The sequence below is a fragment of the Bradyrhizobium sp. NBAIM03 genome, assembly GCF_020194055.1.
In the GTDB taxonomy this organism is placed as follows: domain Bacteria; phylum Pseudomonadota; class Alphaproteobacteria; order Rhizobiales; family Xanthobacteraceae; genus Bradyrhizobium; species Bradyrhizobium yuanmingense.
This window is the reverse complement of the sequence record NZ_JADYVS010000008.1, coordinates 288,948-312,048: the sequence shown is the minus strand read 5'-3', so window position 1 is coordinate 312,048 and position 23,101 is coordinate 288,948. Positions and strand designations below refer to the sequence as shown.

Sequence of the window (23,101 nt, the reverse complement as noted above, 5' to 3'; positions counted from 1 at the left end):
GTTGCGCTAGATGGTGGAGCGGGCCTTGTCGAGCAGCGAGGGCTGCTGCAGCACCTCGTGCTTTTCGCCGACGCGGCGCTCCGGGCCCATATAGGCGGAGTTGGTGTTGCGGCGCCGGTCGGGGCCGAAATAGGTCTTGGTCTTGATGAAGGGGCGGGGATTGGCGACGACGTTGAGGATACGCTGATAGAGCCCCTTGGCCGAGATCGGCTTGGCCAGAAATTCGGTGACGCCGGCATCGCGCGCGACCGTGACGCGACGTTTCTCCGAATGTCCGGTCAGCATGATGATCGGTGCGTAGGGATTGCCCTTGGATTCCGGCTGCCGGATCATCTGCGCGAGCTCGAGCCCGTCGAAGATCGGCATGGCCCAGTCGGTGATGACGATGTCGGGCACGTAATGGCTGTACATTTCGAGCGCCGTGGCGCCGTCCTCGGCCTCATAGACCTCGCGCGCGCCGAACGAATGCAGCAGCGTCCGCAGGATGCGGCGCATGTGCGGATTGTCGTCGCAGACGAGGAAGCGCAGCTTGTTGAAGTCGATACGGAACATGACGCCCGGGCCAAAAGCGGGTCAACCTTCGTTAACCATATCGTGCCGGGAGTTAACGAAGGGTTGCGGCCAGGGTTGGGGCGGCAGGACACTCAGTAGCCGAACTGCTCCCGCAGGATGCGCTCTTCCAGGCTGTGGCCAGGGTCGAACAGCATCCGCATCGAGATGCTCTTGTCCGAAAGCACTTCGACGCGCCGGACCCTGCGCACCTCCTCGTGGTCGGCGACCGCTGCGACGGGGCGCTTGTCGTCTTCCAGCACCTCGATCACGACATAGGCGGTATTGGGCAGGAGGGCGCCGCGCCAGCGCCGCGGCCGGAAGGCGCTGATTGGCGTCAGCGCCAGCAGGGCGGCGTTGATTGGGAGGATGGGTCCCTGGGCGGAGAGGTTATAGGCCGTCGAGCCTGCCGGCGTCGCGACGATAATGCCATCGGCGATCAGCTCCGGCATGCGTTCGCGCTCGTCGATAAGTATCCGCAAGCGCGCCGCCTGGGAGGTCTGGCGGAATAAGTAGACCTCGTTGATGGCGTGGTGCAGGTGAACGCGGTCGTTGACGTCGGTCGCGCGCATCAGGAGCGGATTGATCTCGGATTCATGCGCCGTCTCGAGCCGTTGGCGCAGATCATGCGTCGAGTACTCGTTCATCAGGAAGCCGACCGTGCCGCGGTGCATGCCGTAGATCGGCTTTCCCGTGCGCATATGGTGGTGCAGCGTCTGCAGCATCAGCCCATCGCCGCCGAGTGCGACGACTACGTCGGCCTCATCGGGATCGCAATTGCCATAATCCCTGGTCAGCTGGCCAAAGGCGGCTTGCGCCTCGTTGCTCGGGCTGGCGACGAAGGCGATCCGGTCGTATCGCGCAGGCTTGGTCATGGCTTCTCGGCAGGGCCGCTGGGTCGAGGAAGGTTCCGCCGGGCTCGTCTATACGAGGTAGGCCCGTATTGTCGAGGATGACCGCCCACCAAAGCTAACGGGGACGATCCAACCGGACTTAAGCACCGAACCGGGCAATTTGAACCCGGCCGGCCGCTTCAGGGTTCGCACTGCCAATGATTCCCCAAACCGTCGCAATTTGGCGCTACCTTTCTGACTGCCGGCGATCACGGCCGGACACGGAGGACGATCATGGTCACGACTTTGCCGGCGCTCCGCCGTGCGGGCCTGGTGTTGGCGGTGTCGGCTTTCGCGTTCGTCGGCCTTGCACACGCAGATGATGCGCCGCAGCCGCGCTCCGAGGCGGCCGCGCCGGCCGGACAGAAGGGGGGCCGCGGCGGTGGCGCACAAGGCGCGCCGCAGACGTCGTCGTCCGCGGCCGAGCCGCACCGTCTGCCGCCGGATTCGACCACGAAACAGACGCTCGATCTGCCCGGCCGGACCCTCAACTTCACGGCCACCGCCGGGTCGATCCGCGTGTTCGATGGCAAAGGCGAGCCGTTGGCCGACATCGCCTATACGTCCTACCAGCTCGACGGTGCCGAGCGCGCCACGCGTCCGGTGACGTTCCTGTTCAACGGCGGGCCCGGTGCGTCCTCGGCCTGGCTTCAGTTCGGCGCGGCCGGGCCGTGGCGGTTGCCGCTCGATGGCGAGGCCCTGTCGCCGTCGGCCTCGCCCGAGGTGAAGCCGAACGCGGAGACCTGGCTCGACTTCACCGATCTCGTCTTCATCGACCCCGTCAGCACCGGCTACAGCCGCTTCGTGGCGAGCGGCGAGGATGCCCGCAAATCGTTCTACTCCGTCGATGGCGACGCCAACTCGATCGCGCTCGTGATCCGCCGCTGGCTCGAAAAGCACGAGCGGCTGACTTCGCCGAAATACGTCGCCGGCGAAAGCTATGGCGGCATTCGCGGCCCCAAGGTCTTGCGCCAGTTGCAGCTCCAGCACGGCGTCGGCGTCAGGGGCTTGATCCTGGTCTCGCCGCTCCTGGATTTCCGCGAGTTCACCGGCACGAGCCTCCTGCAATATGTCGCGACCTTGCCGAGCTATGTCGCGGTGGCGCGCGAAGCCAAACGTCCGGTCAAGCGCGCCGACCTCGCCGACGTCGAGGCTTACGCGCGCGGCGAATTCCTGACCGATCTCGTCAGGGGCGAGGCGGACAAGGAGGCAACGACGCGTCTGGCCGACAAGGTCGCCGAACTCACCGGCATCGACCAGGCGGTGAGCCGCCGCCTCGCCGGCCGCTTCGACGTCGGTGAATTCCGCCGCGAATTCGACCGCAAGAACGGCAAGGTGACCGGACGCTACGATGCCTCGGTGCGCGGCTTCGATCCCTATCCGGACTCGAGCAGCTCGCGCTTCGGCGATCCCTCCGGCGATGCGCTCCAGGCACCGCTGACGAGCGCCGCGGTCGACGTGCTCTCGCGCAAGCTCAACTGGCGGCCCGGCGGCTCATATGAAGTCCTGAACGGTGCTGTCGAAGGGCAATGGGATTTCGGCCGCGGCATCAACCCGCCGCAATCGGTCTCCGAGCTGCGCCAGATCCTCGCCACCGATGCGAAGCTGAACGTGCTGGTCACGCACGGCCTGTTCGATCTCGCCACGCCCTATTTCGCAACGAGGCGGGTGCTCGACCAGTTACCGGCCTTCGTGACGCAGCGCGTGAAGTTCGTGGTCTATCCCGGCGGCCACATGTTCTATTCGCGCGACGGATCGCGGCAGGCGTTCCGAAGCGAGGTCGAGGCGCTCATTCGGGAGTAGGCCGGCGCTTGCGCGGCGGATACCGGCGCGCGATCTCGCGTGCGACGACTTTTTTTGGCTTCACGTTCGCGCCGGCAATCCAGATGTCGCTGACCTTGCCGCGCTTGTCACGGACCCGGCGCACCGGCTCGCCGTGGCTGGAATAGCCGGCAGCCCAGGCGAGCTTGCCGGTGTCGCGGCCGGTCACTTCGATTTCGGCGGCATCCATGAACGGGTTGTTGAACTGCGGGTTGGCGACGAGCACGCGGTCGCCGGCGGGGACGAGATCGGTCGCACCCCAGATCGTCCACCAGCGCCCGGTCCAGTCGCGCACGCGCCGGTCGGGGGCGCCGCGGGTCTGGAAGACGCGCAGGATCTGCATCGCGCCGTCCATCCAGAACGGCGCCGCGCCGTCGATCGAGTTGCTGAGGATGCTGATTGCAAGCTCGCAAGCGGGAATGGAGCAGGTCCGCGAGATATAGCCCTGGAAACCGCCGCCATGGCCGAACCAGTCCCAGCCGTCGGTCTTGCCGGCATTGACTCCCAAGCCGTAATAGGCCTCGACGCTCTGCGGGATGCGCCAATGATTTCGCGTCATCTCACGGCGGCTCGCGACCGACAGCACGCTCTCCTTCGCGTTGGGCGCCAGCTGCGCGAAGAAGCGTGCGGTGTCGGCGGAGGTGGCGACGAAGCCTGCGGCAGATGCCATTGCATGTGCGGGATTGTCGCCGGGGATCACGCAGCGCTCGCCAAACGGCACTCTTCGCGTGTGGCCGCGCGCGAAGGCTGCGCCCTTGGGAAGCGGTGCGTCCGGTTCGGTCTCGCGCAGGCCGGCCGGCGCAATGATCTCGCGCTTGATCCAGACGGAGTAGGGCTCCTTCGCAACAGCTTCGATCACGAGGCCGAGCAGGCCAAAGCCGTGATTGGAATATTTGAAGCGTGTGCCGGGGTCGATCGCGGTCGGCAGCTTCAATTCTGCAAGCAGCTCCTTGGCATCGAGATAGGGGCGGCTGTCGATGAACTGGCCGGAATCGGCGCCGTCGCGCGTCAGCCCCGCGCTGTGCGATAGCACTTGCGCGATCGTGGTCTCGGCGACGCGCGGATCGAGGCCGCCGACATATCGGCCGACATGGTCGTCGAGCCGGAGCTTGCCCCGCTCGCGCAGCTTCATGATGCCGGCCGAGGTGAAGCTCTTGGAGTGCGAGGCGATGCGGAAGCGATGGCGCGGGGTGAGCTTCTCGCCGGTGTCGAGATTGGCGAGGCCGAACGCATGCTCGGCGACGACCTCGCCGCGATGGGCGAAAGCCACGATGACGCCCGGCTGCTGGATCGTCGTCAGCTGGTATTCGATCCAGGAGCCGATGTAGTCGATCGCGGATCGCAGCCACGTGTCCATTGCGCTACCGGTTTGCGAGGGAGGTCGGTGCGAAAGGCTAGCCGAGAAAGCAGAACGGGCACAACCTGAAAGGTTGTGCCCGTTTGCGTCGTTCGGAGATGCGATGTCTCCAGTCTATGCCTTCAGTAGACGAGCGTCGCGCCGGTCGGCTTGTCGAGCGCTTCGGCCAGCGAGCGATATTCCGAGCTGCCGGTGCCGGCGAGCGAGGCGATCTTGTCGAGGTGGTATTGCGCCTGCTCGCGGTTGCCCTGCTCGAGCTGCCAGAGGCCGTAATATTGCCAGGTGCGGACGTGGTTCGGATCGTCCTTCAGCGCCAGCTCATAATAGGCCTTCGACGACTGGTAGTCGCCGAGCTTGCGATAGGAGTAGCCGATCAGGTTGGCGACGTCCGCGACGTCGTTGCGCTTGAGCGACTTCAGCTGGTCGATCGCGCCCCTGTAATCGTGCTTGTCGTAGATCGCGGCGTAGGCGGTGCGGTAGGCCGCGAGGAATTTGGGGTCGCTGACGGAAGAGCTCTTCTTCTTGCCCTTCTTGGTCGAGGTGTCCGATTTCGGCGGCGACGAAGGGTCGTCGCCGGCGGCGGCATACGCGCTGGACAGCACCGGCGCGGCCGCCAGTGTCATAGCGACGAGTCCCGGCACAACGAGCATTGAGAGTTTGCGCATCTAAGTTCTCCGGTATGGAACGTGGCGATCCTACACGATTGCCCGAAGACCGGAACACCTCTCGGGCAAAAACATTCCCGCGTCGCACGATCTATTCGCCCGGCCGTGGATGACAAACGTGTCATCGAGATGAACGGAAGCCTGCAAGGGGCTTCAGATTGGGTTCAGTGCACCCCGCTTATGTTCCTTCCCACGATCGATGGGGGCGAGAGGGCGCCGCCTGATGATCCTTCCAAGAGGAGACCACCATGTTGAAGACCATTTCTGCAGCTTTGCTCGCAACCTCCGTGATCGCAGCCCCGGCGTTCGCCGCCGAGGCCGGCAAGACCACCACAGCCGCGCCGGTGATCAAGGCCGACCAGAGCCAGACCAAGGCGGCGACCGCTGCCGCAAAACCGGAAGCCGGCGTCAAGGCCGACGCCAAGACCGACGCCAAGACGGACGCCAAGACGGACGTGAAGACGACGGACGCGAAGGCTTCCGATGTCAAGACGGACGCCAAGGTGGATGGCAAGTCGAAGGCAATGGACGCCAATGCCGCGGTCACCACCGACCAGCACAAGAGCGTGAGCAAGCATCGCCATCACGACAAGCAGGTCACGGCCAAGGAGTCGCAGAAGGCGCAGCCGGATGTGACCAAGCCCGCGACGTCTGACAAGCGCAACTGACGACTGATCGCGCGCGGCGGCATCCCTGGCATTGCCCGCCGCCGCGCGCGGACGTCAGGCCCGGCCCGTTGCCACGCCTCGGGCGGAAGCCCGAGATGTCGGCGGCTGGCCGGTGCGCTGTTTGCGCCGCTGCAAGCGAATTCCCTTCATCCCGGCTTGGGGCTAGAACGTCTCCTGATCTGTTCGAGCGGAGAGCGGGGCCTGTGGGGCGATTGGCGAGATGTGCGGTGATCCTGGCGTTGCCGCTGGCGCTTGCGGCATGTTTCGGCAGCGACAGTGACCGTCCGACTTTCATGGGCGGGACCCAGGCCGGCGGGCCGCAGCCGTTTCCCGACAATTTCCGGAACGACACGGTGGCGTTGATGCGGGCCTACCTCAACAATCCGGTCGGCGTGCGCAATGCCGCCATGGCCGAGCCGGTACAGCGCGAGGTCGGCGGCCGGCAGTTCTATGTGAGCTGCCTGCACTTCACCCCGCGCGAGACGGATGGGAGCTACAAGGGCATGCGCGAGCGGGCCGTGATCTTCGTCAACGGCCGGGCGGACCGCGTGGTCGACCAGACCAGCGATCTCTGCGCCGGTGCGGTTTACGCACCGTTTCCGGAACTGGAAAAGATGACGCGGTAGCGCAAAGGCAGCCTTTATCGCCCGGTGTTAGACAGAAGGAGCCGGAGCCGCTGGATCACATTTCGGCGAGCTTTGAACGGGGTGGTTTCGTCTTGCGACAAATCGTGGCGGCGGCCTTGCGCAGCCGAATTGACGGAACAAATTCGTGTTGTTGCCACGCCGTCACAGTCACGAACGATCAACGTTCCGGCATTGCCGCGAAGCAACCCAATTCACGCCACGTTGTTTCCCGAGTGTCGTAATGAAAGAACGGGGATGATCATGAAGTCGATCTTGCTGGGTGCAGCAGCTCTGCTGGCGCTGGTTGCGCCGGCCGCAGCGGCCGACATGCAGCCGCGCGCCTATACCAAGGCTCCGGTCACGCCGCCGCAGGTGATCTATAACTGGACCGGTTTCTATATCGGTGGCCATCTCGGCGGCGCGTTTGCCGGCGACAACAGCTTCCAGTCGAGCGACGCGCGTTTCCTGGGCGGCGTGCAGGGCGGCTTCGACTACCAGTTCGCGCCCAACTGGGTGGTGGGTATCGAGGCCCAGTATTCCTGGCTGCCGACCAACAACAATGGCGCCATCTTCCCGCTGGGCACGCAGGTGACATCCAACACCGACCAGATCGGGTCGGTGACCGGTCGCATCGGTTACACCTGGGGACCGACGCTGCTTTACGCCAAGGGCGGTTATGCCTGGCGGAATAACGGCCTTGGCGTGAACATCGCCGGGGTGCCGCAGGCCTTCACCACCACCGGCAACAACAAGGACGGCTATACGGTCGGCGCCGGCCTCGAATACATGTTCGCGCCGAACTGGTCGGCCAAGGCCGAGTATCAATATTACAATTTCGGCAGCACGACCTTCACCTCCGGCCCGGCTGACATCGTCGGCGTTCGTGGCCGGGAGGACGAGCATACCGTCAAGGCCGGGGTGAACTATCGCTTCGGCTGGGGCGGCCCGGCCGCCTCGCGGTACTGACGTCAGCGCCGACCCAAGATCTGAAGATCCAAGACCTGAAGATCCAAGACCTGAACATCCAAGACCTGAACATCCAAGACCTGACAAAGGCCGGCTCCGCCGGCCTTTCGTTTGCCGGCCTGCCGCCTCCGGCGCCTGCTTTCTTTGCATTCCGTGAACCATTTGGCGCGTCATTTGCTTGCAAACGATGCTGGCGCGCCTTCTCACGCGCGTCATGGGGCTGGCGTAAAGCAAAAATAATTTTTGCGGTTTACGGAACTCGCGCTCCGGAACGCGTTATATGACAATTACCGGGCAGGTGGGACGACGGACATGCGTATCTTGGTGTCGGCAGTGGTGCTCTCGTTCTTCGGCTGCCTGCCGTGCTCTGCACAGACAATCCTCAGATCCGAGCCTCTGATGTTGGCACCGTACGAAGTTGCCTTCGTCAAGGACGCTTCATGTCCGTCGGGCAAGGTCATGAAGGTCACCGGCGCCATCCGCGGGCTGCACCGCCGCAAGGCCTGCGTAACGATGCCGGGCGAGCAAGCCTCGCTTGTGGCGGCCACCCCCTGAGCTTTCGCTCCGGCTCCGTGCCGGAACTCAGGAATTCAGCTCGAGCTCCATTCTGGACTGCCGATCGGCCTCCGCCTTGTTCTTGGCGGGGTCCTCGCCTTGAGCCGCCTGGCACGGCTCGATCTTGTAATCATTGTCGAGCACCCGGCGCGGTCCCGGCCGCTCGTCGTCCGCCGTCACGTCCACGACGAGACCACTCCGCTCGGCGAGCTTCCAGACGTCGGCCTCGCTCGGATAGGACTTGCTGATTTGGGCGTCATTGCAGAAGAGGGCGTAGGGCATGCATCCCGACTCCAGGAATGCCCGTTAACGAGCTTACGGGGGGAGGGTTCCGGCCACCCGCCCGATCACGCGCCCGTGATCGTCGTGGACGGCCCTTGAGTCCTTAACGAGTCCTGAATCCCGGAAAAAAGAATCCCTGGGACTCTTCGGCCGGAATCAGCGGATGTTTTCGGCCATGACGAGCGACCTGAACACATCCTGCGGGCACATGCTCCTGCCGCTCACGCTGGCGCTGTTCGGCGCCTGCGCGGCCAATCTCTGGCTGGTCTGGTCGTGGTTGTAGGGTCCTGGCTGTAGGGCCCTGGCCGGGCCTTATTCGGCCGGCGGACCTGAGGCGTCGCGGATGGCTGCACGCAATTTGGTCAGGGTCGCCGCACAATATTCCTCACGTTCGCGCTCGAAGCGCTCCTGGTGCTTGCGGAAATTGGCGATGCGGGCCTGCATCTCGGCACGGAATTCGCCGCTCGTCCGCGTCGGCAGAGGCGCGGGCCGCGGCGGAAGGGGGGCTTGCGGCGGTTCGATCTCGACGGTGACCGCCTCCACGGTGACGATCTCCATCGCGACGGCCGGGCCAGATGCGGGCGCCTCCGGCTGAAGGATATCATCCTTCCTGCCGGTCACCGATTGGACGAAAGCCAGCGTCTGCGCGATCAGTGCGTCGCGCTCCCTGATCCATTTCATGATCCACCTCAGCCGCGCGTATTCCAGCAAAGCGGCTGCTTCGAATCAAGGCTGTTTGCAAGGGTTGCATATTTTTCCCGGTAGCCCGACACTGGGCAGATGGATGCATCGAAAGAAAGACCGAACGAGGCGGAGGGCCTGAGGCTCATCCGCGCGTTCCTGACGCTGCCGCCCGACAAGCGGGCGGAGGTGATCGCGTTTGTCGAGGAATTGGCGCGTGTCCACGGCCGACCCGAGGAGGGCGCCAAGGCCTCGCCGAGGTAAGCAAGACCTCGTCGAGGTGAGCGCTACCGCTCGCGCGGATTGACGTTGGGCTCGAACGGCGCGCCGACCACCCGAACCGGGATCTGAGCTGGCGTGCGCGGAGTGGGCTCGATCACGGCCCTATCGGCGACCAGCTTATCGGGCGTCCGTACAGGCGCCGGCTCGAACAGCGCCAACGTCCCGGCCACGGCGATACAGCACAGCGTCACCGTCGCCAGCAGAATCATGTTTCGGTTTTCTTCCCGGATCCGCATGCGCTGACAACGGCTGGCGCCGGAGCCGGTTCCGGGCCGGCGATTTTCGATGCGAAAACGGGAGCTCGCCTAGGGCGCCAGCACCACGCCGAGCGCGAGCACGAACAGCATGGCCGTCGTGACGACGGCCGTCACCGCGCCGGCGACTATCTTGGCCTTCTCTTTGGGCGTGGTGGAGCGCATGGTCTCGACGAGACGAATGGCGCGCGTAGGTTCGCTGCCAGGCAATTTCGAACAGTTCGGCGGGATTGTATAGTTGTACCCGCGCCGCAAAAGGCTCGCCCAATGACCGCCGATCGTCCTCCCGTGCTTGCGCACGAAGGCTTCGTTGCCGACCGTGACAATTTCTCAGGGCTGGATCTCGCCGCGCGGTTCGCGCGGATCGAGCGGACCAACCTCTGGGGCGCGGCCACTTCGGTGTCCGGCCTCGGCTCGGAGGATGTCGCCACAGCCGCAATCCAGGAGGCGCTGCCTGCATTGCTGCTACGGCTCGGCGTTCGCTCGCTGCTCGATGCGCCCTGCGGCGATGCAGGTTGGATCGGCCAGCTCAAGCTCGATGTCGATTACACCGGCATCGACATCGTACCGTCGCTGATCGATGCAAACCGCCGGCGTGTCGCAGCCGACGGTTCGTCCGGTCGGTTTCTCGTCGCTGACATTACGCGCGATGCGCTGCCGCACGCCGACGTCATTCTCTGCCGGGATTGCCTGGTGCATCTGAGCTTTGCGAACATCTATCGCGCGCTCGCGCAATTTCGGATGAGCGGCGCGCGCTTCCTGCTCGTCACGACCTTTCCGGAGTGGCAAGACAATCACGATTGCGAGGATGGCGACTGGCGCGCGCTCAACATGGAGAAGCCGCCGTTCGGCTGGCCGGCACCGCAGGCGCTGATCAACGAGCGTTGCGAGGAGGGCAATGGCGGCTGGCGCGACAAGAGCCTCGGCCTCTGGCGGATGGATGGATTGCCGGAGAACAGTTGCGCGTCAGAAGCTGGTGCCGGCTGAGGGGATTGAACCCCCGACCTTCGGTTTACAAAACCGCTGCTCTACCGCTGAGCTAAGCCGGCATGCCTCAAGAGGCAGGGCAGAGCTCGGCTCGCGCCGGGGCCGTCTACCCGTGCGCGCCGCAATACCAGACTTGATCGGAAAGTGCCAGAACCGGGAGGTCGTCGTCGCAGGACGTGAAGCGGGCGGCCGCGCGGGCCGCCCGATGTGTCGCGTTCGGCTCAAGCCGGCTTACTGGCAGAGCTGCCGGCGGCCGTCTGCGCCCTTGAAGTAAGTGCCGGGCGTACAGACGAAACCGTTGCGCTGGGCATAGGTGCGCCTGTCCCAGCTACGATTGTCCCAGCCACGGTCCCACGAATTGTCGTAGGCGTAGGAATTGTCCCAGCCGCGGAATGGTGCGGTGGCAATCGCACCGGCGGTGCCGATCGCGGCGCCGGCGACGCCGGCCGCCGTCCCGACAGCGCCCGCCGCAACGTCGGTCGGCCAGAAGCCGGTGGGGCTCCTGTTCCAGTCGTTATTCCAGTCGCGGTTGGCCTGACGATAGGCCGCGCGGCGATGGCGATAGCCGCTCTCGGTGGTGGCCTGTCCCGGTCCGAAGGTCTGGCAATTGGCGTTCGGGAATTGCGCCGAGCAGCGGCCCTGATTGGTGACGACGGTCTGCGCCATGGCAGAGCCTGCCAGCATGGTCGCTGCGATCGCCGTGGCCCCGAGAAGCTTGATGGTCATGGTTGTTCGCTCCCATTTTGTGGACAGGAGCTAAACGCTGACGGCGCAGGACGTTCCGATGCAACCTTGGGATTTTTCGGAGGCGAGCCGTCAAACCGATGTGAGCAGCATGCGTTGTTCCAGCCGCGCGGTTCCGCGCCGTTAACGCTTCGCTAGCTCGCCGTGCAGCATTTGAGCGGCGCGCAATCCTTGCACGTTAGGCTTACCGGAATTTGGTGAGCAGGCCTTAACTCTCTCTGCGTCGCGATCGGTTAGGTTGCGCCCGGATAACCGGGGTCTCCTCATGCGTGCCGTGGCGCTCGCCGCCTTTCTGATCGGACTGCCTGCAACCGCGTTTGCAGCCGGCTTCGAGATCGTCGTTCCCGGCCGTCCCGGCGTGCCTGTAATCATCAACAACATCGATGCGTCCTATGCCGTCGTCGAGGGCACCTGGGGCCTCGGCAAGGGCCAGCAGGTGCAGCCCACGATCTATGGCGGACGCTATATCGCCGAGCGGCAGCCCGATAACGTCGGCCATTATTATCCGACGCTGGGCCTGCGGCCAGGCTACGGCCGGCTCGAGGTCGAGCCGCCGGCGAACCGCAAATTGCCCAAGCCCGCCGAGAGCTACCACCAGAGCTGGGGTGCCTCGTCCGCGCCGCTGCCGGCGCAGATGGATCCGCCCGTCGATCCGCCGCCGGTGATCTACGCGCCCGAGATCAACGACCGTCCTCGGCCCCCGCGGCCGCGGCCGCGCACAGAGATACCCGGCAGGCCGCCGGGTTGAGAAACGTGAAAACCAAAAACGGAAATCAACAGGAGAGAGTAATGCGTCAAATGATTTCGGGACTGGTCGCGGCAACTGCCGTGATGTTCGCCGCCACCGCGCCGGCCGCGGCCTGCGGTTTCACCACATGCGCGCCGGTGGCGCCGGTCTATACCGGCTGCAACACCGGATGCGGCGGATATGGTTATGGCTATGGCTACGGCTACGGCGCCTATGAGCGTCTCGCCGAGCCGACCACGCAGTATTATTACGTCAACCAGGGTCCGACCTATACCGGTCCGGGCGCCTTCGCGCCGTACCCGACCTATCGCGAGGACGCGGTCGTCGCGCCCGCCAATTACGGCTATGGCTATGGCTATCGTGCCGCTGCGGTCGCGCCGCCGGCCGCTTATCCCTATCGCCGCCCGTACTTCCGTCCCTATCGCTACGGCTACGGTCCCCGCTACGGCTATCTGCCGCGCGTTCACTACGGCCATGCTCACCGCTACGGCTACGCCCACCGCCATGCGCCGCGCTATTATGGCGGTCACCGCGTGCTGCGCCGCTATTACTGATCTCTGATCGGTTGAGATTTGCGAAGCGCCCGTTCGCGTGATGCGGACGGGCGTTTTGCTTTCTCTTCAAAACAACCCCATGCACAGTAGCCGGGAACAGTGAAATCAAGGACTTGAAGCGCAATGTGCCCGAGATGAGCGAGCATCGCTCATTAGCTCACTGTTCGAACTCCAAATTTCGGAAAAACAGAGACTTCGATTGATCCGTCGGGCAAAACAGGCGTAGTCTAGCATCGTCCGGATATGCGCGGCGCCTAAAGCGCTAGCGCTTCATCAGCCCCAGCCGGCTCGCGCCGACATAGAGCGAGAGTACGGCCGCATTTGAGACGTTGAGGCTCTTGATCTCGCCGGGCATGTCGAGCCGCGCCACGACGCTGCAGGTCTCGCGCGTCAATTGCCGCAAGCCTTTGCCTTCGGCGCCGAGCACCAGCGCGAGCGGCTCGCGCAGTGTGACGTTCGAGAGGTCCTCGGTACCTTCGCTGTCGAGACCGACGGTCTGGAAGCCGCGCTCGTTCAACGCCGTTAAGGCGCGGGCGAGATTTTGCACCGTGACGACAGGCACAAGCTCCAGCGCGCCGGAGGCGGCCTTGGCGAGCACGCCCGTCGCCTCGGGGCTGTGACGCGCGGTGGTCACGATCGCCTTCACCGCGAAGGCCGCTGCAGAGCGCAGAATGGCGCCGACATTGTGCGGATCGGTGATCTGGTCGAGCACCAGCACCATGCCTTCCTGCTTGAGCGTCTCGATGTCCGGCGAGGGCAGGGGATCGGCCTCGGCGAGCAGGCCCTGATGCACGGCGTCGGGCGAGAGCAGGCGGTCGATCTCCTGGGGACGGACGATCTCGGGCGCGATGCGGGTCGCGATGTTTTCGTCCGCCAGCCGCCGCGCGGCGTTCTCGGTTAGCGTCAGCTTGCGGATCCGCCGCTGCGGGTTGGCGAGGGCCATCGTGACGGTGTGCCAGCCATAGAGAATGACGGGCCCGTCGGGGTGCGAATCGCGTTCGCGCCAAGCCGGCCGGCCGGTCGATTTCCCTGGTTTGTTGAAGGGCTTAGCCCCCCTGCGGGGGCCCCTCGGGGCGAATTTTTTGTCCTTCATGGGCTCGCTTGTGTCACGGGGACCCCAATATGGCAATTTGAGTGGCTTCGAGGGCGATTTTAGCTGCTTGCCTCGGTTGACTTTGCCCCACCGCTTCGCCCATAAACGCGCCCGGTCGCGCCCCGATACGGGTTGCCGCGGCCTTCACGTTCCATGGCCGTCTTCGGTCCGCCGGCAAGGTCCGGCCCGATTGTGCTGCCGTCGAGCGGGGGAGTGTCCCGAGTGGCAAAGGGAGCTGACTGTAAATCAGCCGCCTCATGGCTTCGCAGGTTCGAGTCCTGCCTCCCCCACCAGCCTTCGCTCGCTTCGCGAGCTACGGCTAGGCGGGCCAGCATAAGTGTTCGTGGCGCGAAGTGAGCGAAGGCTGTCGCGCCGTAGCCGCAGGGCGTAGGCGGACCGAGACGGTCTCGAAAGCACGCTTACCCCATCATCTCCCGCACCATCGGCACCACCTTCCGCCCGTAGAGCTCGATGCTCCGCATCAGCTTCTCGTGCGGCAATGGCCCCGCCGAATACTTCAACTGAAACCGCGAAAGCCCGAGCGCCTTTGCGGTCTTCGCGATCTTGCGCGCCACCGTTTCCGGCGCGCCGACATAGAGCGAGCCGTGCTCGGCCTCATGGACGAACTCGTCGCGTCCCATCGGGGGCCAGCCGCGCTCCTTGCCGATGCGGTCGCGCATCGCCTTGTAGTCGGGCCAGAGCTCCTCGCGCGCCTGCGCGTCGGTCTCGGCGACGTAGCCCGGCGAATGCACGCCGATCGGCTGGGCCGGGCGACCGAACTCCCTGAAGGCCCGATGATAGAGCTCGACATAGGGCGCAAAGCGCGCTGGATCGCCGCCGATGATCGCCAGCATCAAGGGCAGATCGTAATGCGCGGCGCGCACCACCGATTGCGGACTGCCGCCGACGCCGATCCAGGTTTTCAGCTTGCCGTTCTCGACCGGCGGATAGACCAGCTGATCTTTCAGCGGCGGACGCAGCTTGCCTTGCCAGGTGACCGGCTGCTGCGACAAGAGCGCGGCGAACAGATCGAGCTTCTCCTCGAACAGCTCCTCATATTTGCGCAGGTCGAAGCCGAACAGCGGGAAGGATTCGGTGAACGAGCCGCGGCCGAGGATCACCTCGGCGCGTCCGTTCGAGACCGCATCCAGCGTGGCAAAGCGCTGGAACACGCGGATGGGATCGTCCGAAGACAGCACCGTCACGGCCGAGCCGAGATGGATGCGCCTGGTGCGCGATGCGATCGCCGCGAGCACGGTCTCCGGCGAGGAGATCGCGAAATCGGCGCGGTGATGCTCGCCGAGACCGATGAAATCGAGACCGAGCTCGTCCGCCAGCACCGCTTCGTCGACCACGTTGCGGATCACCTGCGCATGCGGAATCATGTCGCCGGACGCATCTCTTGTGACGTCGCCAAAGGTATCCAGTCCGAATTCGAGCGGTGCGGTCATCGATCAAGTCTCTGTGGGAGGATCGGCCACATCTAAGGGACCGCAGCCCGGTCACAAGCGCACGTGCGGAAATGCTCGGTTTCCGTTTGTGGATCTTATCGCCCGATGCGCACCACCATCTTGCCGAGCGCAGCGCGCGTCTGCATCGTCTTGAATGCCGCGCGGAAATCCTCGAAGGCGAAGACTTGGCCGACCACGGGCTTCAACTGGCCATCGGCAAGCCAGTCCGTCAATTGTGACATCAGGCGCTTCTGCACATCGGGCTCGCGCGTTGGAATCTGCGCAAGATCGACGCCGAGCAGAGCGCCGCCTTTCAGCAGCGGTAGATTGAACGGCAGCGCGGGGATGGTGCCGGCGGCAAAGCCGACCACGAGATGACGGCCGCGCCAGGCGATGGAGCGAAAGGCCTGCACCGAGATCTCGCCGCCAACGGGGTCGAAGATCACGTCGGCGCCGTGTCCTGCCGTCAAGTCCTTGAGCGTGTCACGCCAGCCGGCCTGCGTATAATCGATCACTGCATCGGCGCCATGCGCCTGCGCGAACTCACGCTTGTCCGGCGTCGACGCCGCTGCGATCACGCGGGCGCCGAGCAGCTTTCCGATCTGGACGGCCGCAATCCCAGTGCCGCCGGCGGCACCCAGCACGAGAAGCTGCTCGCCTGCGGCCAGCGAAGCGCGCGCGCCCAGCGCATAAAGGGCCGTCAGGTAATTGGCGCGAAACGAGGCGGCGACCTCGGCTGCGACGCCATCCGGCAGGGGATGGACCGCTTCAGGCCTAACGACGATCTCTTCGGCCAGTGCGCCCGATCGCGTCATGCCCATCACGCGCATGCCGGGTTGGTAACCGCCCGGTGCGCCGGGCGCGTCCGTCACCACCCCCGCGAACTCCGTCCCGGGAATGAAGGGCAGGGGGTCCTTGGTCTGGTAGCGTCCCTCGATCTTCAGCCCGTCGACGAAGCCAATCCCGGCAGCTTCCACCCGGATGCGCAGCTGTCCCGCCTCCATGGACGGAGGCGGTACGTCCTTCAGCTCGATCTGATCGATGGGGGCGTATTGCTCGACGACAACGGCTTTCATGTCGGACCTCTGTTGTTCCAGTTATCCTGACAGGTCTCGACACTAGCCTCTTGTGTCTACCGCCACATCCCCCGCATCCGCGCCCCGATGTCGATCTTCGGCCCCTGCGCCGCGGTGCGCGCGGCACCGCTTGCTGCCTTCGGCCAGGCGGTGCGCTCGAACAGGTAGACCAATTGCTCCGGGATGAAGCGGGTGCGCGAGGCGTAGACGTGGCGGTCGCCCCTGGCGGCCTGGCCGTGCACGAAGAAGCGCTGCGGCACGACGAGGTGGAGATCGTCCTTGGCGCGGGTCATCGCGACATAAAGCAGGCGGCGCTCCTCCTCGAGCTCGGCGCTGGTGCCGGCGCCGAGATCGGACGGCATGCAGCCGTCGACGACGTTGAGCACGAACACCGATTTCCACTCCTGGCCCTTGGCGGAGTGGATGGTGGAGAGGATCAGGTAATCCTCGTCGCGCAGGGGTGGCCCTGATTTGTCGCTGGTCGCATCCGGCGGATCGAGCGTGAGCTCGGTCAGGAATTTCTCGCGAGAGGCATAGCCGCTCGCGATCTGCTCGAGCTGCATCAGATCGGCGCGGCGCGTCTCGGCATCCTCGTGCATGCGATCGAGATGCGGCTCGTACCAGAGCCGCACCCGTTCGAGGTCGACGGGCCATTCCGAATAGCGCAGGTTTTCGACCGTGCGGACGAAACAGGTCCAGTCCTCGCCGGTGCGCGCCGGCCCCGGCAGCCGGCCGAGCGCGGCAAGCGGGTCGGTGCTCTCCGCCATCTGGTCCAGCACGCGCTGTGCGGTCGCAGGCCCGATACCCGGCAGCAGGTGCAGGATGCGAAAGCCGGCGACGCGGTCGCGCGGATTCTCGGCGAAGCGCAACACGGCCAGCACGTCCTTGACATGCGCGGCATCCAGGAATTTCAGGCCGCCGAACTTGACGAAGGGGATGTTGCGGCGGGTCAGCTCGATCTCCAGCGGACCCGAATGCGAGGACGTCCGGAACAGCACCGCCTGGTGCTTGAGCAGCGCGCCTTGCTCGCGGTTCGCCAGCACCGCCTCGACGATGTAGCGCGCCTGGTCGGCCTCGTCGTGCACGGTGACGAGCTGCGGCTTCTGACCTGAGGTGCGGTCGGTCCAGAGGTTCTTGGTGAAGCGCTCGCGGGCGAGGCCGATCACGCCGTTCGCCGCCGACAGCACCGCCTGCGTCGAGCGGTAATTGCGGTCGAGCGTGATCATCTCCGCGCGCGGCGAGAAGCTCTGCGGAAAGTCCAGGATGTTGCGCACGGTGGCGGCGCGAAACGAATAGATCGACTGCGCGTCGTCGCCGACCACGGTGAGGCCGCGGCCGTCGGGCTTGAGCGCCAAGAGGATCGAGGATTGCAGACGGTTGGTGTCCTGATATTCGTCGACCAGCACGTGGTCGAAGCGGCCGCCGATCTCCTGAGCGATCAGCGCATCGCCCATCATCTGCGACCAATACAGCAGCAGATCGTCGTAATCGAGCACGTGCTGGGCCTGCTTGGCCTCGACATAGGCGGCGAACAGACCCTTCAGCTCGGCGGCCCAGCCCGCGCACCAGGGAAAATGCTGGGCGAGCACCTTCTCGATCTCCATCTCGGCATTGACGCAGCGGGAATAGATCGACAGGCAGGTGCCCTTGGCCGGAAAGCGGCTCTCGGTCTTCGACAGGCCGCGCTCGTGCCGGACCAGGTTCATCAGGTCGGCAGAATCCTCGCGGTCATGGATGGTGAAGGCGGGATCGACCCCGATCCGCTCGGCATATTCGCGCAACAGCCGCGCGCCGATGCCGTGGAAGGTGCCGGCCCAGGTCAGCGCATCGCGCATGATTGCGGCGTTGTTCTCGCCCAGCACCTTGCGCGCGATGCGCTCGACCCGGCCGGCCATCTCCGCCGCCGCGCGTCGGGAGAACGTCATCAGCAGGATGCGGCGGGGATCGGCGCCTGCGACGATCAGATGCGCGACGCGGTGGGCGAGCGTGTTGGTCTTGCCGGAGCCGGCACCGGCGATGACGAGCAGGGGGCCGCCCACGATTGCGCCGTCGGCCACGCCATGCTCGACGGCGCGGCGCTGCTCCGCATTGAGCGTGTCCAGATATGTCGCCACGAATCGCCCCGGTGAAAGGATGAGACTCGGCGATCCCGGCGCGAATCGCAATGCGGCTGGACGGAACTGGAATTAGGATTTAGGGGGAAGACAGCCCTTTGGTTCCAGCACCCCATGGCGAGATGACCGAGCTCAAACCCGAACAATTCGAGATGCGGCGGCTGGAGTCGCTCAGCAACACCATTTTCGGCGTCGCCATGACGCTGCTGGCTTACGATTTGCCGAAGGCGGCAGTGTTCAGTGGCGCGCCCGACTGGAACGATCTCGCCCGGGTGTATTCCGGCAAGCTTGCCGGCTTCGCGCTCAGCTTCATCATCGCCGGGGTGTTCTGGATCAGCCATCACCGCCGGCTGGCACGTCAGCCCGTCGGCAGCCGTGGCATGGTGGTCCTCAACCTTTTCTTCCTGCTCTCGATCGTGCTGCTGCCGGTCACCAACGGGCTCTACACCAACTACGCCATGAGCAGCGCGGTGGCGGTGCTCTACGGCCTGCACCTGACCACGATCGGCGGCCTCAATGCCGGTGGACCATCCTGCGCGGCTGGAGCCGCGAGATCATGGCTTCGCTGTTTCCGGTCGCCGTGTTCATCCCGGGCACCATCGTTGCGGCGTTTGCGCCGCATATCGCGCCCTACGTCTGGTGTTTTGCCTTTGGCGGCCTCCTGATCCAGCGCTTCTATGTCGCGCCGAACCCATCGGCCGGCACGTAAAGCTTGACCGGGCGGATCTCGTACACCGCCGTCGGATTGACCGCGCGCAGCTTCCGCGCCGCTTCGATCGCTTCCTCCTCGGTGGCGCATTGCATCAAGTGGAAGCCGAGAAGCTGCTCCTTGGTCTCGGCAAACGGCCCGTCCAGCACCATTCCCGCGCCGGGGCCGCGCAAGGTCCGGGCCTTGCGGGTCTCATCCAGCCGGGCCGCCGGACCAAACTGCCCGCTGGCCCGCAGCGGCGCCTGAACCTCGATGACCTTGGCGACGACCGCGGCATCCTGCTCCGGTGTCCAGGACAGGACCTCGTCTTCCACGTGATAGGCCAGGATGGAGTACAGCATCGTCACCTCGTTCTTTTCTGCTTTTGTTTCTGCGCAAGTCCTGAGGACGTGGCACGGCGGCCCGTGCCGACACTTCCGAAGCAAAATATTGCGTGGCCCGCAAGCGGCGAAACCGTCCTGAAACCCGATTGCGTCCTTGCCCATGTGAACGCCGCCGGAACTGGTCGCGACTGATGGACCATAAACAACAAGTTCTTTGCTGGAGGCGGCAATGTCGGGTCAAACCATCAAGATCATCTGCGACGCGCGGCGGACGGAGCAGTCGGAGCCGGCCGATCTGCACGACCAGGCCGGCCATCACCGCTATTACGGCAGCTCGGCCGAGAACGGCGGCGAGCGGATCGTCGAAAGCCGACGCGGCAAACGGCGGCGCGCGTTCAACTTCTTCGGGTTCTGAAGCCTTGCGGCAAGGCCGGCGTTCGAAATGGACGTTCTGCAGATATCGATCGGCGATGCCGTTCCTGCTCGCGCTGATGAGCCGGACCTCCAAGGCCATCGTCCCGTGCCTTCTGACCAGAGGTTATGTTTGAGCATGATCTTTTCGGAAAACCGCTACACACTTTTCCGGATCATGTTCTGGTCACGGTGCTGCTCGGCGAGGAGCCGCACCGCGCGGTCGTGGCCTGGTGCGTCGGCATGCTGATCGCCGCCGTCGCGCTGCGCGAGCGGCTTCGCGCCGGCTGACGCCGCATTCGTCATTGCCCGCTCAAGACCTGCTTGACCAGCACCTCGCGCAGCGAGGCCAGCTCGCCGCTCGCCTGCATCTGAGCGATGACCTTGCCGACCTCAGGCACCAGATCGCGATGACGTTCATGCAGGTAGTGGTTGCAGGCGATGCGCGCCAGCCGGATCGTGTCCTGCGCCAACGCAGGTCAGTGGCGAGCAGCGACAGGCAGGCGACGGCTAGCCGCCAAAGTTGGCGCCTGCACACCCGGTCGCAACGATCATTGCGCGCTCGTCCCGCGAGCCATACCGGACTTTCACCGATGACATTTTAGCACGAGCAGTGATAATTTGCCCAGCAGTGCCGCTGCGGGGGCGGAAGACGTGACTTGCCGACTTCGAGCTCGCGGGCCGACGGGACGTCGCTTGCATCGGGTGACGAGACGGGCGCGTCTCAGCCCACGGATTGCTCGAGACTGCAACCGCTCGACCGCAGCAGCGAGCCGCCATTTCGGGAACATGGTGCATGGCCAACGCAGCTGACGAGGACGCCAAGCGCAGCCACGCCATCGCGCCGACGGCGGCGAAGCCTGGTCTGACCGACATCGAGACGCTTGCGGCCATCGCCGAGTACGTCAGCAAATACAGCCTGACCCGGCCCCCACCGCCGTTACGCCTGGAGCGCCGGCCGCCCTCCGATGCCGACGAGCTGGACAAGGTGATCGAGGCTTTCAACGCGATGTGCGCGAACCTCCAGCAGGCCTATGGCGAGCTGCGCGAGGCCAATGCCAATCTCGAGCGCGATTTGACCATCCGCCGGCGCGCCGAAGCGGAGGCGCGGGCGAGCGAAGAGCGTTTCCGCGACTATGCCGAAACCGCGTCCGACTGGTTCTGGGAAACCGGGCCGGACCACTGCTTCACCTATCTCTCTGACCGGGTGATTGCCTTCGGCATGGATCCCAAAGTGCGGATCGGCACGCGTCGCATCGATACTGCGCTCGATCGGGATACCGAGGCCGAGAAATGGCGCGCGCATCTGGCGACGCTGGACCGTCACGAGCCGTTCCGCAAATTCGAGTATCGCGGACGCGACACGCGCGGGCGGATGCATCATTTCAGCGTCAACGGCAAGCCGGTTTTCGACGACGATGGACGCTTCCTCGGCTACCGCGGCTCCGCGACCGACCTCACCGCGCAGCACGAGATCGAGGAGCGGCTGCGTCAGTCCCAGAAGATGGACGCGATCGGCCAGCTCACAGGCGGCGTGGCGCACGATTTCAACAACGTGCTCACGGTTATCACCGGTACGATCGAGATCATCCAGGAGGGGCTTGCGGACAAGCCCGAGCTGGCCGCGATCGCGCAATTGATCGATGATGCGGCCGCGCGCGGAGCGGAGATCACCTCGCAACTCCTGACCTTCGCGCGCCGCCAGCCGCTGGAGCCGCGCGAGATCGACGTCAACGCGCTCGTGGTCGAGACCGCGAAGCTGCTGAGGCCGATGCTCGGCGAGCAAATCGAGATCGAGACGCGGCTCGCCGACGAGGCCTGGTCCGCGATGGTGGATCCGTCGCAGCTGTCCTCCGCGATCGTCAACCTCGCCGTCAATGCGCGCGACGCGATGCCGGGCGGCGGCAAGCTCACCCTCGAAACCGCGAACCGCGAGCTCGACGGCACGGGGACCGCTGGTGAGGGCGTGCGCGGCGCCTTCGTGATGGTTGCAGTCGGCGACACCGGTCACGGCATTCCGGCCGATATCCGCGAGCGTGTTTTCGAGCCGTTCTTCACGACCAAGGGGGTCGGCCGCGGCACCGGTCTGGGGCTGAGCATGGTCTACGGCTTTGCCCGCCAGAGCGGCGGCACTGTTGCGATCGAAAGCGAGGAGGGGCGCGGCACCGTGATGCGGCTGTTCCTGCCGCGGGCAAAGGGCGAGGCGGTGGCCAGGACGGCGCCGGTTCAAGCGCCCGCCACGGCGCGCGGGCGGGAGACGGTACTCGTGGTGGAGGACGATCCGCTGGTCCAGGGCTATGTCATCGCGCAACTCGGCGGCCTCGGCTACCGCACGCTCGCTGCGAGCGACGGCGCGTCCGCGCTGGCGCTGGTCGACCAGGGTGCCCGATTCGATCTGCTGTTCACGGACATCATCATGCCCGGCGGCATGAACGGGCATGAATTGGCCGAAGCCGTCAGGCTCCGCCGGCCGGGCGTGAGGGTGCTCTACACCTCCGGCTATACCGACAACACCATCGTCCACGACGGACATCTCGATCCCGGCGTGGCGCTGCTGTTCAAGCCATACCGCAAGGCGGAGCTGTCGCAGAAGATTCGCGAGGTGCTTGCCGGCGAGCCGCCCGCCTGAGCCGCGGCGACAGACGAAAAAGGCGCGGCGGGGAAGCCCCGTCGCGCCCGATTTCTTGCTCGCTGGTCCAGGGCTGAGAGCGCCCCGATGCCAAGCCCTACTCGAAGCTTAGCGGGCGATCCCAGCGAGGTGACAGCGCTTGAGATAAGACACTGGATCACCTCCTTTCGTTGGTTTCGGAAGTCTTCAATATAGGCGGCGATCCCGCCGCTGTTAAGGGGCGGCGGGTCCGCAGGAACCCGGGTGGTTCGCAAGGCCGCCGAAGACGCCGGAAAGCGACCTCCTGGGCAGTTGAGACCGCAGCCCGGCCGTGTTAGGGAGCCCGTAACGCGGGTGTAGCTCAATGGTAGAGCAGCAGCCTTCCAAGCTGAATACGAGGGTTCGATTCCCTTCACCCGCTCCAGAACCTGTTGGACGCGATATCCCAGCAGGGCGTTTCCTCGATAGCCGCCCGTGGCTTGACGGCCGATCAGCTATTCCTCGTCCCTTCGCTCGCGTTCCTTCCGTGCGCGATCGAGCGCGCCGCCTTGAGGCTGTCCGCTGACCTTCACGCCGGGGAGATGATCGACCTTGTTCTTGTCGGCCTCGTCGCCGCGCTGAAGTTCGCGATCAATGATGTCGCGTGATCCTTCGGCCGGTTCCTGTCGAATGGGCTCTTGCTCT

27 protein-coding genes, 3 tRNA genes and 2 pseudogenes are annotated in these 23,101 nt (G+C 65.1%); 16 read left to right on the top strand and 16 right to left on the bottom strand.

The window, feature by feature from the left end; all coding sequences use genetic code 11:
- Positions 1-6: 6 nt before the first annotated feature.
- Complete coding sequence (locus I6F21_RS15325; protein ID WP_011088265.1) at positions 7-552, bottom strand: response regulator; 546 nt, start codon at positions 550-552, stop codon at positions 7-9.
- Between the two features lie 92 nt (positions 553-644).
- Entirely contained in the window at positions 645-1,424 is a 780-nt protein-coding gene (locus tag I6F21_RS15320) for an NAD kinase (protein WP_036010536.1), read from the bottom strand.
- A 252-nt stretch (positions 1,425-1,676) separates the two neighbouring features.
- On the opposite strand from I6F21_RS15320, the gene I6F21_RS15315 reads away from it, so the two are divergent.
- Positions 1,677-3,245 carry a peptidase S10 gene (locus I6F21_RS15315; RefSeq protein ID WP_225139843.1) on the top strand — a complete coding sequence of 523 codons (1,569 nt, stop codon included), beginning with the start codon at positions 1,677-1,679 and terminating at the stop codon, positions 3,243-3,245.
- Here I6F21_RS15315 and I6F21_RS15310 read toward each other — a convergent pair.
- Together I6F21_RS15310 and I6F21_RS15305 are read right to left on the bottom strand one after the other, a co-directional pair.
- Positions 3,232-4,620 carry a serine hydrolase domain-containing protein gene (locus I6F21_RS15310; RefSeq protein WP_225139844.1) on the bottom strand — a complete coding sequence of 463 codons (1,389 nt, stop codon included), beginning with the start codon at positions 4,618-4,620 and terminating at the stop codon, positions 3,232-3,234. The genes I6F21_RS15315 and I6F21_RS15310 overlap by 14 nt on opposite strands.
- Before the next feature lie 122 nt (positions 4,621-4,742).
- Positions 4,743-5,285, bottom strand: coding sequence for a tetratricopeptide repeat protein (locus I6F21_RS15305; protein ID WP_036010542.1), 543 nt, complete (start codon positions 5,283-5,285; stop codon positions 4,743-4,745).
- 248 nt (positions 5,286-5,533) lie between these two features.
- Here I6F21_RS15305 and I6F21_RS15300 point away from each other — a divergent pair, with 248 nt between their 5' ends.
- The 4 genes from I6F21_RS15300 (at position 5,534) to I6F21_RS15285 (ending at position 8,100) form a co-directional block, all read left to right on the top strand.
- The gene (locus tag I6F21_RS15300) at positions 5,534-5,953 is read left to right on the top strand and encodes a hypothetical protein (RefSeq protein ID WP_225139845.1); all 420 of its coding nucleotides are present in this window, start codon (positions 5,534-5,536) and stop codon (positions 5,951-5,953) included.
- A gap of 230 nt (positions 5,954-6,183) precedes the next feature.
- Complete coding sequence (locus I6F21_RS15295) at positions 6,184-6,579, top strand: hypothetical protein (protein ID WP_036010577.1); 396 nt, start codon at positions 6,184-6,186, stop codon at positions 6,577-6,579.
- A gap of 261 nt (positions 6,580-6,840) precedes the next feature.
- Positions 6,841-7,545 (top strand): outer membrane protein, encoded by a 705-nt coding sequence (locus I6F21_RS15290; RefSeq protein ID WP_036010580.1) that lies wholly within the window; start codon positions 6,841-6,843, stop codon positions 7,543-7,545.
- 312 nt (positions 7,546-7,857) lie between these two features.
- Positions 7,858-8,100, top strand: a complete 243-nt coding sequence (locus I6F21_RS15285) for a DUF6719 family protein (RefSeq protein ID WP_036010549.1) — start codon at positions 7,858-7,860, stop codon at positions 8,098-8,100.
- 27 nt (positions 8,101-8,127) lie between these two features.
- Here I6F21_RS15285 and I6F21_RS15280 read toward each other — a convergent pair whose 3' ends face one another.
- Entirely contained in the window at positions 8,128-8,382 is a 255-nt protein-coding gene (locus tag I6F21_RS15280; RefSeq protein ID WP_036010552.1) for a hypothetical protein, read from the bottom strand.
- Between the two features lie 312 nt (positions 8,383-8,694).
- Positions 8,695-9,063, bottom strand: a complete 369-nt coding sequence (locus I6F21_RS15275) for a hypothetical protein (protein WP_225139846.1) — start codon at positions 9,061-9,063, stop codon at positions 8,695-8,697.
- A 99-nt stretch (positions 9,064-9,162) separates the two neighbouring features.
- On the opposite strand from I6F21_RS15275, the gene I6F21_RS15270 reads away from it, so the two are divergent.
- Positions 9,163-9,327: a hypothetical protein gene (locus I6F21_RS15270; protein ID WP_167361680.1), complete on the top strand. Its 165-nt coding sequence runs from the start codon at positions 9,163-9,165 to the stop codon at positions 9,325-9,327.
- 23 nt (positions 9,328-9,350) lie between these two features.
- On the opposite strand, the gene I6F21_RS15265 is transcribed toward I6F21_RS15270, so the two are convergent.
- Positions 9,351-9,554, bottom strand: coding sequence for a hypothetical protein (locus I6F21_RS15265; RefSeq protein WP_225139847.1), 204 nt, complete (start codon positions 9,552-9,554; stop codon positions 9,351-9,353).
- A 96-nt stretch (positions 9,555-9,650) separates the two neighbouring features.
- Positions 9,651-9,809, bottom strand: a complete 159-nt coding sequence (locus tag I6F21_RS15260; protein ID WP_225139848.1) for a hypothetical protein — start codon at positions 9,807-9,809, stop codon at positions 9,651-9,653.
- Positions 9,810-9,866: 57 nt separating this feature from the next.
- Here I6F21_RS15260 and I6F21_RS15255 point away from each other — a divergent pair, with 57 nt between their 5' ends.
- The gene (locus I6F21_RS15255) at positions 9,867-10,586 is read left to right on the top strand and encodes a class I SAM-dependent methyltransferase (protein WP_225139849.1); all 720 of its coding nucleotides are present in this window, start codon (positions 9,867-9,869) and stop codon (positions 10,584-10,586) included.
- Here the strand turns inward: I6F21_RS15255 and I6F21_RS15250 are convergent.
- Both I6F21_RS15250 and I6F21_RS15245 read right to left on the bottom strand, forming a co-directional pair.
- A tRNA-Thr gene (locus I6F21_RS15250) sits at positions 10,574-10,648 on the bottom strand. The genes I6F21_RS15255 and I6F21_RS15250 overlap by 13 nt on opposite strands.
- 169 nt (positions 10,649-10,817) lie before the next feature.
- Positions 10,818-11,312, bottom strand: coding sequence for a hypothetical protein (locus I6F21_RS15245; RefSeq protein ID WP_225132628.1), 495 nt, complete (start codon positions 11,310-11,312; stop codon positions 10,818-10,820).
- 283 nt (positions 11,313-11,595) lie between these two features.
- On the opposite strand from I6F21_RS15245, the gene I6F21_RS15240 reads away from it, so the two are divergent.
- Positions 11,596-12,078: a hypothetical protein gene (locus I6F21_RS15240; protein ID WP_109143325.1), complete on the top strand. Its 483-nt coding sequence runs from the start codon at positions 11,596-11,598 to the stop codon at positions 12,076-12,078.
- A 41-nt stretch (positions 12,079-12,119) separates the two neighbouring features.
- A complete protein-coding gene (locus tag I6F21_RS15235; protein WP_225139850.1) occupies positions 12,120-12,632 on the top strand; it encodes a hypothetical protein in 513 nt (170 codons plus the stop codon).
- Positions 12,633-12,894: 262 nt separating this feature from the next.
- Here the strand turns inward: I6F21_RS15235 and rlmB are convergent, their stop codons facing one another.
- Positions 12,895-13,725 (bottom strand): 23S rRNA (guanosine(2251)-2'-O)-methyltransferase RlmB, encoded by an 831-nt coding sequence (gene rlmB / locus I6F21_RS15230; protein ID WP_036010853.1) that lies wholly within the window; start codon positions 13,723-13,725, stop codon positions 12,895-12,897.
- Positions 13,726-13,932: 207 nt separating this feature from the next.
- Here rlmB and I6F21_RS15225 point away from each other — a divergent pair.
- Positions 13,933-14,018: transfer RNA gene (locus I6F21_RS15225), tRNA-Tyr, on the top strand.
- A gap of 126 nt (positions 14,019-14,144) precedes the next feature.
- On the opposite strand, the gene I6F21_RS15220 is transcribed toward I6F21_RS15225, so the two are convergent.
- From I6F21_RS15220 to I6F21_RS15210, 3 genes are all read right to left on the bottom strand, one after another.
- On the bottom strand, positions 14,145-15,176 hold the full coding sequence (locus tag I6F21_RS15220) for an LLM class flavin-dependent oxidoreductase (RefSeq protein ID WP_225139851.1): 1,032 nt from the start codon (positions 15,174-15,176) through the stop codon (positions 14,145-14,147).
- Between the two features lie 95 nt (positions 15,177-15,271).
- On the bottom strand, positions 15,272-16,252 hold the full coding sequence (locus I6F21_RS15215) for an NADPH:quinone oxidoreductase family protein (RefSeq protein ID WP_225183301.1): 981 nt from the start codon (positions 16,250-16,252) through the stop codon (positions 15,272-15,274).
- 56 nt (positions 16,253-16,308) lie between these two features.
- Entirely contained in the window at positions 16,309-18,366 is a 2,058-nt protein-coding gene (locus I6F21_RS15210; protein WP_225139853.1) for an ATP-dependent helicase, read from the bottom strand.
- Between the two features lie 122 nt (positions 18,367-18,488).
- On the opposite strand from I6F21_RS15210, the pseudogene I6F21_RS15205 reads away from it, so the two are divergent.
- Positions 18,489-19,075: pseudogene (locus I6F21_RS15205) on the top strand (TMEM175 family protein).
- On the opposite strand, the gene I6F21_RS15200 reads toward I6F21_RS15205, so the two are convergent.
- Positions 19,042-19,416 carry a YciI family protein gene (locus tag I6F21_RS15200; RefSeq protein ID WP_225183304.1) on the bottom strand — a complete coding sequence of 125 codons (375 nt, stop codon included), beginning with the start codon at positions 19,414-19,416 and terminating at the stop codon, positions 19,042-19,044. The pseudogene I6F21_RS15205 and the gene I6F21_RS15200 overlap by 34 nt on opposite strands.
- A gap of 211 nt (positions 19,417-19,627) precedes the next feature.
- On the opposite strand from I6F21_RS15200, the gene I6F21_RS15195 reads away from it, so the two are divergent.
- Together I6F21_RS15195 and I6F21_RS15190 are read left to right on the top strand one after the other, a co-directional pair.
- A complete protein-coding gene (locus tag I6F21_RS15195; protein ID WP_225139855.1) occupies positions 19,628-19,813 on the top strand; it encodes a hypothetical protein in 186 nt (61 codons plus the stop codon).
- A 125-nt stretch (positions 19,814-19,938) separates the two neighbouring features.
- Complete coding sequence (locus tag I6F21_RS15190; RefSeq protein ID WP_225139856.1) at positions 19,939-20,100, top strand: hypothetical protein; 162 nt, start codon at positions 19,939-19,941, stop codon at positions 20,098-20,100.
- An 11-nt stretch (positions 20,101-20,111) separates the two neighbouring features.
- Here the strand turns inward: I6F21_RS15190 and I6F21_RS15185 are convergent, their stop codons facing one another.
- Entirely contained in the window at positions 20,112-20,282 is a 171-nt protein-coding gene (locus tag I6F21_RS15185; RefSeq protein ID WP_225183300.1) for a hypothetical protein, read from the bottom strand.
- A 410-nt stretch (positions 20,283-20,692) separates the two neighbouring features.
- Here I6F21_RS15185 and I6F21_RS15180 point away from each other — a divergent pair.
- From I6F21_RS15180 to I6F21_RS15170, 3 genes and pseudogenes are all read left to right on the top strand, one after another.
- A pseudogene (locus I6F21_RS15180) lies at positions 20,693-22,438 on the top strand (ATP-binding protein); the annotation flags it as partial.
- A 329-nt stretch (positions 22,439-22,767) separates the two neighbouring features.
- Positions 22,768-22,841: transfer RNA gene (locus I6F21_RS15175), tRNA-Gly, on the top strand.
- Positions 22,842-22,848: 7 nt separating this feature from the next.
- The gene (locus I6F21_RS15170) at positions 22,849-23,064 is read left to right on the top strand and encodes a hypothetical protein (protein ID WP_225139858.1); all 216 of its coding nucleotides are present in this window, start codon (positions 22,849-22,851) and stop codon (positions 23,062-23,064) included.
- Positions 23,065-23,101 lie beyond the last annotated feature (37 nt).

Coding starts and splice junctions, on each gene's coding strand:
- I6F21_RS15325 (WP_011088265.1), bottom strand. CDS start 552: ATGTTCCGTATCGACTTCAACAAGCTGCGCTTCCTCGTCTGCGACGAC.
- I6F21_RS15320 (WP_036010536.1), bottom strand. CDS start 1,424: ATGACCAAGCCTGCGCGATACGACCGGATCGCCTTCGTCGCCAGCCCG.
- I6F21_RS15315 (WP_225139843.1), top strand. CDS start 1,677: ATGGTCACGACTTTGCCGGCGCTCCGCCGTGCGGGCCTGGTGTTGGCG.
- I6F21_RS15310 (WP_225139844.1), bottom strand. CDS start 4,620: ATGGACACGTGGCTGCGATCCGCGATCGACTACATCGGCTCCTGGATC.
- I6F21_RS15305 (WP_036010542.1), bottom strand. CDS start 5,285: ATGCGCAAACTCTCAATGCTCGTTGTGCCGGGACTCGTCGCTATGACA.
- I6F21_RS15300 (WP_225139845.1), top strand. CDS start 5,534: ATGTTGAAGACCATTTCTGCAGCTTTGCTCGCAACCTCCGTGATCGCA.
- I6F21_RS15290 (WP_036010580.1), top strand. CDS start 6,841: ATGAAGTCGATCTTGCTGGGTGCAGCAGCTCTGCTGGCGCTGGTTGCG.
- I6F21_RS15285 (WP_036010549.1), top strand. CDS start 7,858: ATGCGTATCTTGGTGTCGGCAGTGGTGCTCTCGTTCTTCGGCTGCCTG.
- I6F21_RS15280 (WP_036010552.1), bottom strand. CDS start 8,382: ATGCCCTACGCCCTCTTCTGCAATGACGCCCAAATCAGCAAGTCCTAT.
- I6F21_RS15275 (WP_225139846.1), bottom strand. CDS start 9,063: ATGAAATGGATCAGGGAGCGCGACGCACTGATCGCGCAGACGCTGGCT.
- I6F21_RS15270 (WP_167361680.1), top strand. CDS start 9,163: ATGGATGCATCGAAAGAAAGACCGAACGAGGCGGAGGGCCTGAGGCTC.
- I6F21_RS15265 (WP_225139847.1), bottom strand. CDS start 9,554: ATGATTCTGCTGGCGACGGTGACGCTGTGCTGTATCGCCGTGGCCGGG.
- I6F21_RS15255 (WP_225139849.1), top strand. CDS start 9,867: ATGACCGCCGATCGTCCTCCCGTGCTTGCGCACGAAGGCTTCGTTGCC.
- I6F21_RS15245 (WP_225132628.1), bottom strand. CDS start 11,312: ATGACCATCAAGCTTCTCGGGGCCACGGCGATCGCAGCGACCATGCTG.
- I6F21_RS15240 (WP_109143325.1), top strand. CDS start 11,596: ATGCGTGCCGTGGCGCTCGCCGCCTTTCTGATCGGACTGCCTGCAACC.
- I6F21_RS15235 (WP_225139850.1), top strand. CDS start 12,120: ATGCGTCAAATGATTTCGGGACTGGTCGCGGCAACTGCCGTGATGTTC.
- rlmB (WP_036010853.1), bottom strand. CDS start 13,725: ATGAAGGACAAAAAATTCGCCCCGAGGGGCCCCCGCAGGGGGGCTAAG.
- I6F21_RS15220 (WP_225139851.1), bottom strand. CDS start 15,176: ATGACCGCACCGCTCGAATTCGGACTGGATACCTTTGGCGACGTCACA.
- I6F21_RS15215 (WP_225183301.1), bottom strand. CDS start 16,252: ATGAAAGCCGTTGTCGTCGAGCAATACGCCCCCATCGATCAGATCGAG.
- I6F21_RS15200 (WP_225183304.1), bottom strand. CDS start 19,416: ATGCTGTACTCCATCCTGGCCTATCACGTGGAAGACGAGGTCCTGTCC.
- I6F21_RS15195 (WP_225139855.1), top strand. CDS start 19,628: ATGTCGGGTCAAACCATCAAGATCATCTGCGACGCGCGGCGGACGGAG.
- I6F21_RS15190 (WP_225139856.1), top strand. CDS start 19,939: ATGTTTGAGCATGATCTTTTCGGAAAACCGCTACACACTTTTCCGGAT.